Origin of the sequence: Enterococcus malodoratus (assembly GCF_027659535.1) — a bacterium.
Lineage (GTDB): Bacteria > Bacillota > Bacilli > Lactobacillales > Enterococcaceae > Enterococcus_A > Enterococcus_A malodoratus.
The window spans coordinates 11,661-28,847 of the sequence record NZ_JAQDPG010000010.1; the positions used below are offsets into that span (position 1 = coordinate 11,661).

Consider the following 17,187-nt stretch of genomic DNA (forward strand, 5'->3'; position numbering starts at 1 on the left):
TCCATTTTTTCTGCTGAATTTAGTATACTTTCTATTACAAAAAAAACAATGAAATTCACAATTTAATTTTTTTATAAAAAACCCTGATCTTAAAATGGTGAAAATAACAATAATAATTTTACATTAATTTGGTATTATCAAAATTAAAACCAAAAATTTTATAATTCTAAAATATTATGGATATAATTGGTCATTTCGATTGTTTCTTTGATTTATAAGCAAATTGTCTTCTTTTCAAATAAACGAAACCTTCATATTTCAATTTCATTTCAACATTTTTAAAACTTTAGGCACCGCATTTGCATGAAATAGACATTCTTTCTACTTTTACTGATAAAATAACGGGCTTATAACTTAAATGAAGCTTTTTCAGAACACACTTATAAAGAGCTATTTCCCCTATCTTTGAAAGTATTATTTGAAAATATTTTTCCGCTTTGTTTGCGCTATCAATTACGACTGATTTTAAACTGTATTCCTTTATTTAACAGCCACATAAGATATTAGAATAACGTTTCTTGTTGTTAAAACACAGACTTTTTCGTCTGAATAAGAACCCAATTTTTTTATTAAATTATGCCGAATCGGTTTTATTCATATCCGATTCTTTTTTGTGAACAAAACTTCAAAATTAAGGTTTAAATCTTTATTTGCTGTAACATTTTTGAAACTTCCCTCATCATTTAACATTAGAAATTGACCAAAAAAAGGGTATGCAACAGCATACCCTTTTTCCACGTATTCTTTTTTTTATCGACCTTTTTGATAGCCTGACTGCTCCAGAATCCTTTAACGACAGTCTATTTTCTTCTTCGGATATAGACGATGCCGCCCACTATAAGAACAATGATCACGCCAATAACAAGTAAAGTAAGTCCCTTCGCTTCACCAGTTTTTGGGTAGAACCCTTGACTTGGTGTATTTGGTCTACTTGGCTTATTGGGTTCAGTCGGCTGGTTTGGTACTCTTTTGTTCTTAGCGGTTACTTCTAATAGTCGAGGTTTTCCATTCGATTTCGCGGAAACCGTGAAATCGATAGTTTTCTCTGACAATCGGTAGCCTGCTGGTGCTTTTGTTTCTTTGAAATGATACTTATCAGGGGCCAGATCAGTTACTTCTAGCTTTCCATCAGCATTGGTTTTCAGCTGATCATGAATGACTTTTTGATTGCTATCGAATAGCTGGAATTCAGCATTCGCCAATCGTTTATTGGAATTATCAGTATCGACCTTGGTCAGTTCGACACTTCCTTGATAATTTTCAAAATCACCTAGGTTTAAAGTTGCTGGTTTCCCGTTTTGCGGATAAATCGTAAATTTGTGTTCGGTGGTATCTAAAATATATCCTTTTGGCGCCTTGGTTTCTTTTAAGATATAGTCTCCAGCACTTAAGCCTTTAGCAAAGAATTCGCCATCGTTACCTGTTTTAATAGTAGTTTGTTTCTCACCATCTTTATCGGTGGTTTCAATTGATTGATTCAGGCCACCAGACTTGAATAGCTCGTACTCGGCTCCAGCAAGTTCTTTATCACCGCTAACTTTTCTTCCTTTAATAGAAGCTTGATAGTTTGCCAAATCAAACGTCATTCCAATGGCTTGCTGATTATTTACTACGAAATAAATTGGTTGATTGCTAAGCACATAGTTTGCAGAGGTTTGTGTTTCGACTAATTTATAGCTGCCATCTTCTAGCGCTAGATTACTTAGCTCGATCGTCCCATTAGTAATTTCTGGACTTAAGTCATCTTTGATAAGCTTGCCGTCTGTTGACCCATCATCAAGGTACAAAGCAAACTTGACTTGTGACAAATCTAGGTTACCAATCTCCTTCGATTCACCGTCTGTTTTCTTCAGCTCAATTTCTTTTCGAGCATTTTGGAAATCGCCGGCGTCAACAACGTACGTACCGTCTTCGATTTTATTTGAATGGTTTTGTCCATCCGTCATTGGCATCGTTGCTGGTACGCGATCAGGAATGACAAATGTTAACGGGAACGTATTGACCAAATACCCGTTTGGCGCCTTGGTTTCCTTCACATAATACGTTCCCGGTGCTAAATCTGCGAATGACACATTGCCTTTTGCATTAGAGGTGACTTTGACAGGGTTTGAATCACTAAAATCTGCTTTTGTATAAAGCGTAAATTCTGCTCCGGCTAAATCAACCTCTTTGGAGTTATCAGAAAGATCATTTCCAACTTTATGCAGACGGATCGCACCCCGATAGTTTGCGACAGTATCTTTTATTTTTACAGTTGCTGGTTCGCCATTGTTTTCTGCTGGAATCCTGAATGCTAGATTCTCACCAGTCATAATGTATTTACCATCCTTGCCCTTATCAGGCGCCTCGGTTTCCACGAAACGATAGTTACCAGGAGCTAGTCCGGTCACACGAACAAGTCCTTTTTCATCGGATGTCGCCATTTTACCCGCGACATCTTTTCCTTGATCATCAATGATTTTGAATTTTGCATCCTGCAGCGCCTTGCCAGCCTCATCTGTCTTAGTAAGCTGTGCGGAGCCTTGATAATTTACATTGGCATCCTCAGTAATCGGAATATCAAGTACTGACGGATCGCTCTCTGCTTGTTCTTGCACTTTGAAAGGAATTTCCTTCGTATTCAGCAGATATCCTTGTGGTGCTTGCGCTTCAACAAATTTGTAGCTGCCTGGCGATAGTTCGAAGGCCTGCACATTTCCGCTCAATTCATCTGAGGTGAAAAGCCCATCGCTTCCTGCCCCATTATCAACGTTAGTAATAGGCTGCCACTGGTCGTTTTGCTGCATGAGTAGTTGATATTTTGCACCGCCTAAACCATGCCCTTTAGCATCAAGCTTTTGGAATCGGACGCCTTCTTTATAGTTTTTGAAAGGCGTCTGTTCGTCTATGACCAATTTTTGGCTCGCGTCATCAATTGTGACTGAACTGCCTTCTTGGTTATTTGATACAGGTGTTGTAAAGCGGACTAGCTGCCGGTTTGTCAAATAGTCGTTCGGGGCTTGAATTTCTTTGATCGCATAACTCGTTCCTGGTGTTAGATTCTCAAATGTAAAGTAGCCATCTGATCTTGAAGTGACAGGGTCTCCGACTGTGGTCTTTCCATCAGCTTTATACAATTGGAATCGTGCACCAGCTAAAGGTGTATCTCTGCCTTTATTATAGTCATGTCCATCGACTTTCTTGAAGCGTGCGGAGCCTTGGTAATCAATCAACGGATCTCCGTCATTTAGCTGAATCGTAGCTGGTTCTTGATCCCCAGTCGTGACTGGTTCCACTGCAAAAGTAAATTCTCTACTATTTAAATAGTATCCTTCTGGCGCTTGGCTTTCCTTTAACTTGTATTTACCAGGCGGCAGTTCGGTCAAATTCAATTGCCCTTTGCTATCTGTTACATAAGAATCTTGAATCCCATAATCATAATAATCATTCGTATTGTATTCCGCCCGTTGTAAATTGAATTTCGCTCCGGCAAGACTCTTACCTGATTCATCTGATTTTTTCAGCATTGCAGAACCTTGATAGTCCTTCAACTGTAATTTCCCATCCGAGACAACTTCGTCATTCACAAAAACGTTGCGTGAATTATCCGCGTTTCTCTTTACTTCAAAATCAATGGGCGTCAGATTGATCTGGTATATTTTCGGTGAGGCTGCTTCTCGAATTCGGTATTGTCCATCCCCTAACCCAGATAGATCGACTCCTTCTTTCTTAGATACAAAGGCCCTTAACAAAATATAATTTGGCGCATCAGCCGTACCGTTATTTTGGTAAAGATTAAAAAATCCACCCTCTAGCGGTTGCCCATTGCGATCGGTCTTATGGAAAATCACCTTCACTGGCTCATTTTCAATCTGCGTGATTGGTGTATCATTACTAGTACTTACAGAAACTTTCTTTCCTGCTAGCAGATCCGGCGAAATAGTGTACCCATCTGGCGCCTCGATTTCTTTGACGTAATACTCGTAAGTCGAACTGGTAGCGATTAGATTTCCGAAAGTCGCCAATCCTTGACTATCTGTCGTCGTTTTATAAAGGACATCGGTCTTATTGGTTTTAATATTTTTACGCAACAATTCTAAAACGGCTCCCGAAACGATGCTGCCATTGCCATCAACTTTTTGAACAGTAATTTTTCCTTTGGTTCCAAATGCCGTTCCACTAGAATCCTGGATAGTTACAGCGATGTTCTTCTGTGTGTCTTTTCCTGGCAGCTCTCTGCCTTCACTGGAAATAGACGCGCTGTTTGTAACCGTCTCTGTTTTGGCAGTAAAATTGGGCTCGGTATCGTAAACCAAGACATATGGTTTTTCAATAACCCCTGTTAAGTACTGACCTGCATTATTTGGATCTGGCTTTTCCTTTATAGCAGACATATCCACAGTGAAGCTTTGCTGTCCAGTCGCTGGGTCAGTCGTCACATTTACTTTGTACTGATCACTAGGAACTAGCTGATCAGGCTGAACCGTCGTCGAATTTCCTAAGCCTGCGTATTTTCCAGTGTATAACTTGAAGCTCTCTTGCAATATTTGATTCGAACTTGGTGTGTCTTGGATTTTTACATTAGACAGCAAAGATTGGTTAGGATTGATATCCAGCTGCCAATTGATAAATCCAGTTTGAGTATTGTAATTTCCCTTTTTTACAGCCGATTTACCGCCAAAGGCAATCGACACCGAGGCACTCAGCCGTTGTTCAATTCCTTCTACCGTGGTAGTCGCCGTATTGGTATACGTTGATTGATCATAAACCAGCTTTCCGCGTAAAGATGTTTTAAATTGAATGCGGAAGACCATCGGCGTACCAACTGTATCCCATCCAGGAATATAATTGCTGTCTGATCCAATTCCCATTTCCAAAGTTCCCTGAGCGTTCTCTCCAGTTGGTTGCGGATTAGTCACCTTTAGATAGTCTTTGCCTACTTGATTACCACTATAATTAGTGTCTGTTGTCGCTTGAAAATTCCCATTTGCATTGATACTTCCGCGAGTAACAGTTAATGAATCCGGTTCATAAACCTGATTTCCAGTGATTGGATCTTTGAAGCCAAACACCGATGCACCAAGATTATTGTAGTTGGCGATGATCGTCCACGTAATCTCTTTTGTTTTCGGATCATAACTGCCTGACTTCATCCCTTGGTTCACTTCTTGCGTGCTGGTTTTGAAATCAGTTGAACTTGAAGATGAATAAGGATTTCCATTATTCGTGAAATTGGCTTCCATCGTATTTTTATAATCGATACTCGTATTTGGATTCGGCTTATTTTGACTAAATTGGTTATAGCCTATATAGTACTCCATTTTAAATTGATGATTGGTTTGCGCATAAGCGTTTTGAAATTTCACAGTAAAATTCTTATAACCTGCATGATCTGGAGTCAGATTCACCGAAAGAATATAATCTGCTGCAACTGGATCACCAATGGTTCCCAAGATATCCCCATTGGATTCGACTAATTGGATCGCACCGATTAAGATTCGATCATTGTCTGAAACGTCACGAATCACGACCCCTGCGTCTTCATCTGCTTTGGGCAATTTAACCTTTGACGGGACATTCGCATAACCTTGCTCGGTGTAACTCATCGTGTCAGTAAATAGCGCATTATCCATTTGATACTTATTTTTGTTCAGATCAATGGTGTAATGAGCTGTTTTTGTTCCTACGTCCACGGTTGGCTTATTCTTAATTACAACTTGCTGAACCGGGGTTGTGGTAATAGGCGGCGTTGGCGGCAAGTTATTCGTTTTCGCCTGATTGGTCACGGCTACTTGATTGGTTGAAGAGCCAGAAACGATTTTGTTCACCTTCGTCTTATAAGCGATATTGATTGCTTTACCTGCTTGAACATTATTCTTAAAGGTCACGGTAAACGGATTGGTTGAAGTATCAATCGTGTAATTATTTGGATTGATGGGAGCTCCGTTAACCGGATTGCCATTACTATCAAAATTGACAGTATAGATATTAAAACTGTCTGCTTCAACATCCATATTAGTAGAGTACGTATCGGAAATAACTTTGTCATCGGCCAGTTCTTTCTGACCATAGTTATAACGAATCAACCAGCTGTATTCCTGCCCGACACTATCATAACCAGTCCGAACTTTTTCTAGCGCCTTTTTGTAATTTAGCTGAACCGTAGCTGAAGCACTCAAGTTAATCGTTCCCGCCGTTAAATCAGCCTTATTTGTAATCGGTACGGTTCCGCCATCTATTGGTTTCGCCGTATCCTTGATAGTCGTCGAGTACACAACTCGATAAGGACTATCCAACGGTGTATTGAACTGGATCGAGCCATCATCAGCCACAGTGTAAGTACTTGGATCAATCGGTGTTTGCCCTGTATCAATCACGTTACCATTGAAATCCACATTTAATGGGTAAATCGTGACTGCACCTGTTTCTTCTTTATTAAATGTTACTTGATCTGGAAAATGCTCCGTTAATAATGGATTGGTCAATTCAGAGAAATCTTTATTGAAATCCACGTTCCAAATAACTTTATTTGGATTGTTTGGTGTATCTGTGTGTCCCGCTTTGCTGATAGATGAGCCAACTGTTGGTTTAATTTTGATCGTCAAAGGTGGGATATTCGTCTTAGTCGGATAAACGATGCTCGTTTGTCCAGGCTGCATGATTTTCTTTGTATCAAAATGAACATCTGCTGTTACTGAACCGTTCTCTGGCGGAAGAAAATCCTTGCCATCCTGTTGAGTAAAAGTGATCCGCAATTTTTGCGTCGTCGCATCAAAAATATAGGTTCCGTAGATCGTTCCATCGTTATCAGTTAGATTTCCACTAGGTGATGGCGTGCCAATCGCTAATCCTTGCGGAAAGTCCATTTCATAGTAGTCGCCAGGAACCATCTCTGTTCGGACCGATTCTGGAATCACAAAGTTCAGTTTGAAATCAATAACCGAATTGATTGTCGGCGGGTCAGGATTAAAGTCTAAACTGCTGTCACTGACAAAATTGTCCCCTGGTGCAAATTGCGTAAACAAATCGTCGATTGGGCCTGCAGCTCTACGCGCTTTCTGTTCATTTGCCTTTGCTTTGGTTGCATTCTTTTTCTTAGTTGGTTCGTTCTCTTTTGATGTCTCAGTGGTCTTTTTTGAATTGTCTGTTGTACTGGATTTAGCGCTATCTGTCGTAGCTGTTGCTTCGCTTTCCGACATGCTTGAGCTTTCTTCAGACTCTTTGAGTTTCGGCACTGCTAATTGAAACAGCTTTTGATCCGCTTGATAAAAATCAACAGTTTGATCGGGACCACGAGTAATCGTGCCTAATAGATTAAGTTTGAAACGAGTATCGCCTTTTACAAGCTTATTGAAATTCAACGTATATTTTGTACGTTCACCAGTCGCATCAACCGTATACTTGCCAATCGTTTCATTCGTTTCATTTAAAATGATTTTCTCGTCAGCTTTATTGTCCTTTACCGTAAATGGTTTCGTCATTTCAAATATAACTGGTTGATTATTTTCAACTGAACTATTAACTGTCCCAACTAGATTCAATTCAGTTTGATCTTTAGATAGATCTTTATCGACAAATTCACTTGTCTTATCAAACTGTAAAGAATTTTTGATCTCAACGGATTCTTTCGTATCCTCTGTTTTCTCTGGTATTGGAGCCGATTCTGTCGGCACCGTTTGTTGCGGATCACTGGATAATGAGTTTATCGTAGTGCTCTCGCTTGCTCCACTGGCAGTACTTTCTGTCGTTTCAACGGCGGTCGCAACAATCGGCGCAGCAAAGCTTCCAAGCAAGCTGAGCAGCATAACGGTACTTACCCATCTCTTCATACTATCCCTACTTTTCAAGTTTTCTAATCATAACCTGTTCAATTTTGAACGAACAGGATGAATTTCCTACCCATTATCCTATGATTATTTTTTCTTTACAAATAATAGCTCTCAGAATCATCAATAAAAAGAAGAATAATATAAGAAGTAAGAATTTATGGATTTATACCAATATTATTGTCATTTTTTGGTCAAATAGTTGTTGGTTTCAGGAATACAAAAAACTGCTGAGGGACACTCCTCAACAGTTTTACCAATCTGAACTTGCACCGCCGCCACCAGAGCTGCCGCCGCCCCAAGAGTCACTTCCTCCTGAGTCGCTGCTGCTAGAACCACTGCTGGTCCACGTATCTCTATGATGGTAATACACCGAATATTGCTTCATATCTTTCTGTTTCTTCCAAAGCAGCCCCCATAGTGTCAAGGTGCCAAAAGCATACGTAAAATCAAAGTAAAGCGGCCGCTTTCGTTTTAGTTTTCCATATCGTTTTTTGATAGCTTGTTTCGCCGTCTCGACTGGCGGTTCACTACAGCGAATAATCTTTCCAGTTGAGTAGCGTTGATATTTGGGATCGGCGGTTTCTAATCGCTTCTTTAGTTCTGCCGCAAACTCTTTTCTAGCTTTTCGATAAATAAGCAGTTTCACTATCGGCGGCTCAACAAAAGCATAAATAGCTACCAGCACAAAAATCGCCGGAACCACACGCTGCGTGATAATTTCCCAGAGCGTCAATCCCGAGAACAATCTGGTAAACAGTCCCGGCTTAAAATCCTCCACCTTTTTATTTCCTAATAAGACCTCATTAATGTTGGCTGCTACAATAGCTACTCCTGCATCATAGTTTTCTTCTCGGAAATGATCTTTGGACTTTTCAGTCATAAGATCCATTGCTAAAGAATCAGGAATGGTTTCTTCTAAACCATATCCAACTTCGATTCGCTGTTTACGATCCTTCACCGCGATTACATACATCACGCCTGAATCATGCTCCTCATCGCCAACCCCTAATGCGCGGAACTTTTCGTTCGCATAGGTTTCGATTGACTGATCGGCTGGCAATTCTTCAAGAGTAACAACAGCCAACTGCGGACGCGATTCTAGTTCCTTATACTTTTGATTATATTGAAATATTTCCTCTTTCGTCTCTGAAGACAGCACATTCGCATGATCTTCAACATAAATATTTTCTGCATGAACTGCTCCCCCTACAAACAGTCCAAAAATTACCAACGAAAGAAAATAAAGTACCCGCTTCATTTCCTCACCCGCTTTCCTTTTTATCAATTATGAAGGCTGTTAATCACTATTGCAATCGCTTTTCTAAATTTTCAGATAATTGTTCAACGAGCTGTCTAGTCAATGCAAATTCTTTTTTTTACATTTTTTTGGGCTTTTTAGGAGAAATAGTTTCAACATTCTGCCAAAAAACCATTTACAATGGAATGAGTTTCTGTTTATAATTATTTTAAATAAAAGGTCATTAATCTGAGATTTTTCAGATTTCCTTTTATCAATTACGAGAAAACATTCTCAATCTTAATCAGGAGGGTTCATTCATGTCATTAATTGGAAAACAAGTTGAAGCATTTCACGCACAAGGTTACCGTCAAGGAAAATTTATCGAGGTTTCTGAAGAAGCGTTACAAGGCAAGTGGTCTGTTGTTTGTTTTTATCCAGCTGATTTTACCTTTGTTTGTCCGACCGAATTAGAGGATTTACAAGACCAATATGAAAAATTACAAGAATTAGGTGTTGAGGTTTATTCTTGCTCGACCGATACTCACTTTACTCACAAAGCATGGCACGATACCTCAGATGCGATTGGTAAGATCAACTATACAATGATCGGCGATCCTTCACATCATATCTCTCGCATCTTTGATGTATTAGATGAAGAAGCTGGTTTAGCTCAACGCGGAACTTTTATCATCGATCCTGATGGTATTGTACAAGCGATGGAAATCAATGCAGATGGTATCGGACGTGATGCCAGCAGTTTGATTGATAAAATTCGTGCAGCGCAATATGTTCGCACACATCCGGGTGAAGTTTGCCCAGCAAAATGGAAAGAAGACGGCGAAACCTTAAAACCAAGTTTTGACTTAGTCGGCAAGATTTAAGTCTGCCTGTTGTCCATTCTACTAATTTTGTCTTAACAAGATTAGTAGAATGGACTTTACTCAAGTCTATAAGTGGTTTATTTGGTGTAAGCATGGAGCTTATTTTTTTACCGGTAAGATAAATACATTCAACAAGAACAAGGAGCGCTTATGTTAGATAACGAAACAAAGGAACAACTCAAACAATATTTAGCCTTATTGGAATCAGATATTGTCTTCTCAGCAAGCTTAGACGAATCCGACGATTCTAAAAAGATCGAGGATTTTCTGACTGAAGTCGCAGAGATGGATGGTAAAATTTCTATCGAGGCCAAAAAGTTGAAACGTACTCCAAGCTTTGAGATCAATCAAAAAGGATCTGAAGCCAGCGGAATCATTTTTGCCGGCTTGCCAATGGGACATGAATTCACTTCGTTCATCCTCGCTTTACTGCAAGTTGGCGGACGAGCACCGAAGATCGAAGATAGTATGATTCAACAGATTCAATCCATTGATCGTGCATTAACCTTTGAAACCTACGTCAGCTTAACCTGTCACAATTGTCCTGATGTCGTCCAAGCTTTAAATATCATGGCTGTGCTTAATCCGAAAATTTCCCACACCATGATCGAAGGCGGGATGTATCAAGCCGAAATCGATGAAAAAGAAATCATGGCTGTACCGACAGTTTTCTTGAATGATGAAGAATTCGACAGCGGTCGCATGACAATCGAGCAAATCATCGAAAAAGTCAGCGGACCACTAAGCGCGGATGAATTCGTTGATAAAGAAACATTCGATGTATTAGTGATTGGCGGCGGTCCTGCAGGGGCTAGCTCAGCCATCTACGCCGCTCGTAAAGGAATTAAGACTGGCATGGTCGTAGAAACCTTTGGCGGGCAAGTTTTAGAAACTTTAGGTATCGAAAATGTGATCGGTACGCCTTATGTGGAAGGTCCACAATTGATGCGGCAAGTTGAAGAACACGTGAAGCAATATGACGTAGACATCATGAAGGGACAGCGAGCAAAATCGATTCAAAAAAATGATTTGATTGAAGTTGAGTTGGAAAATGGTGCACAACTAAAAGCCAAAACTGCTATCCTTTCTACTGGTGCACGTTGGCGTGCGATCAATGTTCCAGGTGAAAAAGAATTCAAAAATAAAGGAATCGCTTATTGCCCGCATTGTGATGGCCCATTATTTAAGGACAAAGAGGTTGTAGTAATCGGCGGCGGGAACTCTGGTATTGAAGCTGCCATTGATTTGGCCGGCTTGGCGAAACATATCTATGTTTTAGAATTTTTACCAGAGTTGAAAGCCGATCAAGTTCTGCAAGAAAAACTTTATTCATTGTCAAACGTTACAGTGATCACCAATGCCGCAACAAAGGAAATTACTGGTTCTTCCCATGTAGAAGCATTGACTTACACGGATCGCTTAACAAATGAAGAACATACGCTGAATGTCGAGGGTGTTTTCATTTTGATCGGTTTAATGCCGAATACTGAATGGTTATCTGATACAGTCAATTTGACTGATCGCGGTGAAATTCTAGTAGACAAACATGGCGCAACGAATGTTGAAGGTATTTTTGCTGCAGGCGACTGTACCGACAGTGCTTACAAGCAAATCATCATTTCCATGGGATCTGGTGCAACAGCTGCTCTTGGAGCCTTCGATTATTTGATTCGTCAAACATAAAAAATAATCCCCATCCTGTTCTTACCTAACAAAAGAACTGGATGGGGATTTATCTATAATTATGTCTCTATGCAAGACTTTCTTTTTGTAAATCTAAATAAAGTAAGACTCTGGCCATTTTCTTTGAAGTGACTCTGCGAACTTCACGCGGGATAAATTGATGAATCTCATCTTCATTATAACCAACTTGAAATCTAGTCTCGTCAAAAACAAGCGGACGTCTTAGCAGGCTTGGATATTCCGCGATTATGTCGACCAACTCATTCAACGATAATTCCTCAAAATCAATCGCTAACTTTTCATAAACCTTTGAACGTGTGGAAATAATTTCATCCGTACCTGTTTCAGTCAGAGAAAGGATCTCGATGATTTCTTCTTTTGTTAAAGGTTCAGACATAATATTTCTTTCTTCAAAAGCTAGTCCATTTTCTTTCAACCAAGCTTTGGCTTTTCTACATGAGGTACAACTAGCGGAAGTATACAATTTAATCATTTTACATACACCTTTCTGCAATTTCATTTTTTAAGTAACACGAGTTATTCTACACATATTACGATACAGCACTTTTGACCCTCTGTTAAATATTTAACTTGTTAAAGTAGCTGAAAATGACATCTGAATCTACAGAAATAGTTCTTTTTATAACTGAAAATGATACTTATTCTAAACTGGGTTAATATACTAATGTAGAATGATTCTAAGCAGTTCAGGCATTGCTTGTTTCTTTATATAAAGAGTTTTATAACACCTGTAATGTTTCTCGCGATTAGTTACTCAATAATTTCCCTTGTAATGCAAAAGATGATTGTGCATGATAAAGTTCCCTTTTTTATAATTTTTAATTGTTTTAATATATCATCCTCACTAATATTCACTCGCGCTAATTAATAATCTGAATGGCAATTTGTAACAAATAGTCTGCACTGTTCTTTTCAGCGATTTCATCGATTAAGTACTCCTCATAAGCATTTCCTATGATTTCAAGATTGTTCTGCTCAATATATTGAAGCAGTTTTTGGTAAAGCTCGTCAGTCTCCCCGTAGTCTGCATAGATTGTTCCAACAACATATTTCCCTGCTGGCTTTACGTGATAAAGCGGATAATTTTCATGAGAAAGACGATAATAGTAATGGCTAGGCTTATCCCAACGCTGATTCAATATATTTTTCTTAGATACAAGTGTCCCAACTGTATAACCTAATTGAATATTCTCTGCCTGACATTTGGCATAAAAATCGGGTAAATGCGTCCATCCATCGGTCAGATCGTAATCAGCCGGCAAATGTGGCCCAAGAAAAATATTTTCTTCTTTTTGATCGTCCACTTTGATTGATGGCTTTCCACTTTCTAACCCTTTTTGTGTTTGTTGAATACGTGATTGAATCATTTCTTGAATTTGATGAAGTTTGATGATTTGCTGTTCAAGCATCTCTTCCTGTTTTCCCAAAGTACTGATTAGCATTTCCGGCGATTTTTTACTTAAATAATTTTTGATATCAGACAATGACATGCCTGCTTCTCGCAAAGAAACGATCACACTGGCCGTATCGATCTGACGATAAGAATAGTAACGATAGCCATTGGTTTGATCGGTCGCATGGGGGTGCAGCAATCCATAATTATCATAAAAAATCAGCAATTTTCTTGATATACCAGAAAGCTTGGAAAACTCGCTGATTTTGAGCAATTCTTTTTCCAATTTTCCCAACTCCTCTTGACTGTATAATTGTTATACAGTCTATACTGATAGGAAAATCGTGTCAATACAGATAGAGGAGAAAATAATATGTTGGGGAACAAAGAAAAGAATAAACAGATTTTACGTTATGTGCTGCCATCAGTCAGCGCGATGATCGTATCCTTTACCTACAACATGGTGGATGGGATGTTTGTCGGACAAGGTGTCGGTCCTAGCGCCCTAGCTTCGGTGAATCTGGCCATGCCTTTTACTCAAATCATGACGGGGATAGCATCTATGCTAGCTATCGGCGGAGCGACCGCTATGGCAATCTATAAAGGAAAAGAAGATACGAAGAGAGCAAATCAAGTTTTTTTGACAAGTACACTGTTAGTGATTATTGCTGGACTATTCATAACAGGGGTCGGTTTCTTTGCCTCAACTCAGATCGCCCGTTTGTTTGGGGCAACAGAATTGCTGCTGGGACAGACGGCTACCTATATTAAATGGTACAGCCTATTTTCGATTTTTTTTACCGCATCCATTTTAGGGAATGCTTTTGTCAGAAATGATGGCAGTCCTGAACTCGCTTTTTGGGGAATGATCGTTGGGGCATTGAGTAATATTTTTTTAGATTGGCTATTTATCTTTCCGCTCCAAATGGGGATCAAAGGAGCAGCCATTGCCTCTGGATTGGGACAATTACTATCTTGTCTCGTCTTAGCGTTCCACTTTCTGCGTAAAAAAGGCATACTGCGAATTGAGCGTTTCTCTGTAAATGTTAAACAGTGTCGCGAAGTCATTGTTTGCGGATTGCCAGAATTTGTCATTCAGATCAGCCAGCCGATGACGATCTTTTGCTATAACTTGGTTATACTCCACTATTTAGGCGAGTCTGGATTGACTGCCTTTGCTGGTGTAACTTACATGATGGTCATTATGCTAGGTGTCTTCTTTGGAATCTCACAAGGTTTGCAGCCGTTGATTGGGACAAGCTTTGGGCGTAGAGAAACCCACAAGGTCAATTACTATTTTCGAGCAGGTTTACTTATCAACTTGATTCTTTCCACGTTGCTTTACAGTATCTATGTTTTGATTGGTCCCTACGCGCTAAAATTATTCATCACTGATAATACATTGATTCCTTTGGCTTATACCGCACTAAAATGGTACGGGCTTGCTTACATTCCTGCAGCAATCAATATTATCTACATCACCTATTTTCTTTCTATCAGAAAATCGGGACAAGCTTTCTGGATTTCCTGCAGTCGCGGGATCGTACTCAATTGTTTATTGATTTTTACTCTCCCAGCATTATTTGGTATCAAACTGATTTGGCTACCACTTTTAATAGCAGAATCTCTCACCTTGATTTTCGCAACGCTGTTGAAGAAAAGAAAAAGTACAAAAAATATAATTGCAGATAGAACCGAGGACTGTTTGGAAAAAAGGATATCTCAGGATAATTTGTAAATGCCAATTTTTGTATGTGCACGATTTTACTAACCTAAAATGATAAGTTGAGCTAGCTCATAATCAGGGTATGATTTTTTCGTACGCATACCATTCTACTAATCTGCTAAAGCAGAAAGTAAAACTGGCAAAAAGAGCCGATTGAAATCAACGGATTTCAATCGGCTCTTAAATTTATTAACTAATAACTGTCACTGTTACTGAACGACGTCCCCATTGGATACATTGTTCAACAGTAGAGAAATGGCAATCAATAATATTGCCTTTGATTGCGCCACCAGTATCTCCGGCAATAGCAATGCCGTAACCTGATACTTCTACCATTGATCCTAATGGAATGACACTTGGATCAACAGCAACAACTTGCGGATTTTGACGTAAGTCGATTCCCATTGCTGTGAAGTACGTATTTACTGATTCCGCACATGAATACGCGGTTGATTCCATTTGCAACGTACGACCTGAAGTTGTCGGCGTACTTGGTTCAGCTGGTTTTGGTGCTTCCTGCTTCGGTTGTTCACTTGTTTGTGTTGTAGACTGTTGTGAACTGGATGCTGACGATGCAGGTTTTGATGATTCCGTTGAAGCTTGTGGAGCGGCTTCTGCTTTCGCTTTTTCTTGTGCTGCCGCAGCCTGGGAAGCTTTCTCAGCTTCGGCTGTTTTTGCAGCTTCAGCTTCTTTTGCCTCTTTTTCAGCTTGAGCTTTTTGTGCCTTTTCAGCAGCTTGTCGGGCTTTTTCTACATCTTTATCTTGACTGATTTTTTCTAAACTCGTTTTATTGTCGGCCAACTCTTGTTTCAAGTTCACCATTTTACTGTCCAGCTTAGTCGTTTCAGTTTCAAGGCTTTGACTATCTTGTTTTAATTGGGCTTGTGTTTTTTCTTGTGTTGCTTTAAGTTCAGTCAATGTATCTTTGGCTTCACCTAGACTAGCTACCTTTGTTTTCTCCGCATTTTGAATAACGGACATCGCAAAAGCACGATTTAAAAATTCACCAAGATCTTTTGACTCCAATAATGCATTGATAGAACGGTCAGTCATACCGCCGACTTGCGCGGCTTTCATCCGCTCAGCAATTGCTTCTTTGCGTTGTTCGATCTTTTGTTCTGTCTCTTTGATGTCGACTTTGGTCTTTTCCAAAGTTGCTTCATTTTCGCTGATCTTTGTCCGAATGTCATTAACCTCTTGATATTTTTCATTGACATCATTCAATGCGATCTGCAATTCTCCGCTGATTTTATCGCTTTGGCGAGTGATTGCGGATTCCTTTTTGTCTAAATCATTCAGTGACTCTGCTTGTGCAAAGACTGGTAAAAGTACGTTAGCACCCAACAATAGTGTGGCAACGAACCCAAACGTTTGCTTTTTCACTTAAAAAGTCCACCTTTCTATTTACCCTTCGTCATTATACGAAAAAAAGCCGGCCTTTTTGTTTCAAACGCATTACATTTCATTACAAAACAAAGCGGTTTTTAGTAACATTTGTTTTATTTTCTTCAAATTGCACCAAAAAGATAGTCCCCTCAACCATTGAAGGGACTAATTTTTGTCATAATTTTGTAATATTATTTTTTTCGCAACTCTTTAGATAACTGACGAATCTCCGTTAACGGACTCTTTATTTCTTTTGATTTCATGTTTGGAAAGCTGTTCAAGAAGCGGCGCTCTTGGAAATTCAATTTTGGTAATTGTTTCCGCCATTCCGGCTGCTCCTTCATTTCAGCTAGCCATTGACGGTTTTGCAGACGCTCTTCCGCAGCTACCTTCAACTCTCCAAGATCGGTTTGAACTTGTTCCTTTTTGTCTTGAATTGTCGCACTCATCTTGTTGATTGCCTGACGCAGTGACGCTAAGTTTGCTAGCGTAAAGCCAAGATCAAAACTGGTACTCATCAATAGAATCATTGGTAAAAATATCCCGAACCGTTGCTGCCAGCCAATAATCAAACTCATCAAATAGGGATTCAAGACGCGGACGATAAAAACACAGGCCAATCCCCAAAAGATCGATACAGGTACAGCGACACGCCCATTGATGTTCAGCGGTACCTCTTTATAATCCCACAATGTTAAATGAAATATTTTCTCCAATAAGAAACTCGTGAGATATTCCAGCGCGGTAACAAGAATCAGCGCTAAGAAAAACAATAAGACAATATTCCGCTGATAAGGTTCAATCAAGTAGAGAACCCCAACAACACCAAAACCATAAATCGGTGTGATCGGTCCTAATAAGAATCCCCGGTACACAAAATGCTTGGCTTTGATTGAACAGTAGACCGTCTCCCATAACCAGCCAATAAATGAATAGCAAAAAAATAATAGCACTACGATCGTAAAAATTTGTTCCATTTTCTACCCCCTTATAATAGTGACTAGTGAACTCACATAGTCAAATACGGAAAATACTGCTAGTGCAGACTT

General features: G+C 39.5%; 9 protein-coding genes. 3 read left to right on the forward strand and 6 right to left on the reverse strand.

What is annotated here, in order from left to right; all coding sequences use genetic code 11:
- Positions 1-800: 800 nt before the first annotated feature.
- Together PGP85_RS15715 and PGP85_RS15720 are read right to left on the reverse strand one after the other, a co-directional pair.
- A complete protein-coding gene (locus tag PGP85_RS15715; protein WP_270328386.1) occupies positions 801-7,808 on the reverse strand; it encodes a SpaA isopeptide-forming pilin-related protein in 7,008 nt (2,335 codons plus the stop codon).
- Between the two features lie 250 nt (positions 7,809-8,058).
- Positions 8,059-9,066, reverse strand: coding sequence for a TPM domain-containing protein (locus PGP85_RS15720; protein ID WP_270328387.1), 1,008 nt, complete (start codon positions 9,064-9,066; stop codon positions 8,059-8,061).
- Positions 9,067-9,365: 299 nt separating this feature from the next.
- Between PGP85_RS15720 and ahpC the strand changes: the two genes are divergently transcribed.
- Positions 9,366-9,929: an alkyl hydroperoxide reductase subunit C gene (ahpC, locus tag PGP85_RS15725; protein WP_010740945.1), complete on the forward strand. Its 564-nt coding sequence runs from the start codon at positions 9,366-9,368 to the stop codon at positions 9,927-9,929.
- Between the two features lie 150 nt (positions 9,930-10,079).
- Complete coding sequence (ahpF, locus tag PGP85_RS15730) at positions 10,080-11,612, forward strand: alkyl hydroperoxide reductase subunit F (protein WP_090403226.1); 1,533 nt, start codon at positions 10,080-10,082, stop codon at positions 11,610-11,612.
- 67 nt (positions 11,613-11,679) lie between these two features.
- On the opposite strand, the gene spx is transcribed toward ahpF, so the two are convergent.
- Both spx and PGP85_RS15740 read right to left on the reverse strand, forming a co-directional pair.
- Positions 11,680-12,105: a transcriptional regulator Spx gene (gene spx, locus PGP85_RS15735; RefSeq protein ID WP_090403228.1), complete on the reverse strand. Its 426-nt coding sequence runs from the start codon at positions 12,103-12,105 to the stop codon at positions 11,680-11,682.
- A gap of 388 nt (positions 12,106-12,493) precedes the next feature.
- On the reverse strand, positions 12,494-13,312 hold the full coding sequence (locus PGP85_RS15740) for a MerR family transcriptional regulator (protein ID WP_270328388.1): 819 nt from the start codon (positions 13,310-13,312) through the stop codon (positions 12,494-12,496).
- Between the two features lie 87 nt (positions 13,313-13,399).
- On the opposite strand from PGP85_RS15740, the gene PGP85_RS15745 reads away from it, so the two are divergent.
- Positions 13,400-14,764, forward strand: a complete 1,365-nt coding sequence (locus PGP85_RS15745) for an MATE family efflux transporter (protein WP_270328389.1) — start codon at positions 13,400-13,402, stop codon at positions 14,762-14,764.
- A 177-nt stretch (positions 14,765-14,941) separates the two neighbouring features.
- Here PGP85_RS15745 and PGP85_RS15750 read toward each other — a convergent pair whose 3' ends face one another.
- Positions 14,942-16,135: a 3D domain-containing protein gene (locus tag PGP85_RS15750; protein WP_270328390.1), complete on the reverse strand. Its 1,194-nt coding sequence runs from the start codon at positions 16,133-16,135 to the stop codon at positions 14,942-14,944.
- 194 nt (positions 16,136-16,329) lie between these two features.
- A complete protein-coding gene (locus PGP85_RS15755; protein WP_178981420.1) occupies positions 16,330-17,115 on the reverse strand; it encodes a putative ABC transporter permease in 786 nt (261 codons plus the stop codon).
- Between the last annotated feature and the right edge of the window lie 72 nt (positions 17,116-17,187).

Bases quoted from the DNA above. Each gene is read 5' to 3' on its own strand.
- PGP85_RS15715 (WP_270328386.1), bottom strand. From the start codon at position 7,808: ATGAAGAGATGGGTAAGTACCGTTATGCTGCTCAGCTTGCTTGGAAGC.
- PGP85_RS15720 (WP_270328387.1), bottom strand. From the start codon at position 9,066: ATGAAGCGGGTACTTTATTTTCTTTCGTTGGTAATTTTTGGACTGTTT.
- ahpC (WP_010740945.1), top strand. From the start codon at position 9,366: ATGTCATTAATTGGAAAACAAGTTGAAGCATTTCACGCACAAGGTTAC.
- ahpF (WP_090403226.1), top strand. From the start codon at position 10,080: ATGTTAGATAACGAAACAAAGGAACAACTCAAACAATATTTAGCCTTA.
- spx (WP_090403228.1), bottom strand. From the start codon at position 12,105: ATGATTAAATTGTATACTTCCGCTAGTTGTACCTCATGTAGAAAAGCC.
- PGP85_RS15745 (WP_270328389.1), top strand. From the start codon at position 13,400: ATGTTGGGGAACAAAGAAAAGAATAAACAGATTTTACGTTATGTGCTG.
- PGP85_RS15755 (WP_178981420.1), bottom strand. From the start codon at position 17,115: ATGGAACAAATTTTTACGATCGTAGTGCTATTATTTTTTTGCTATTCA.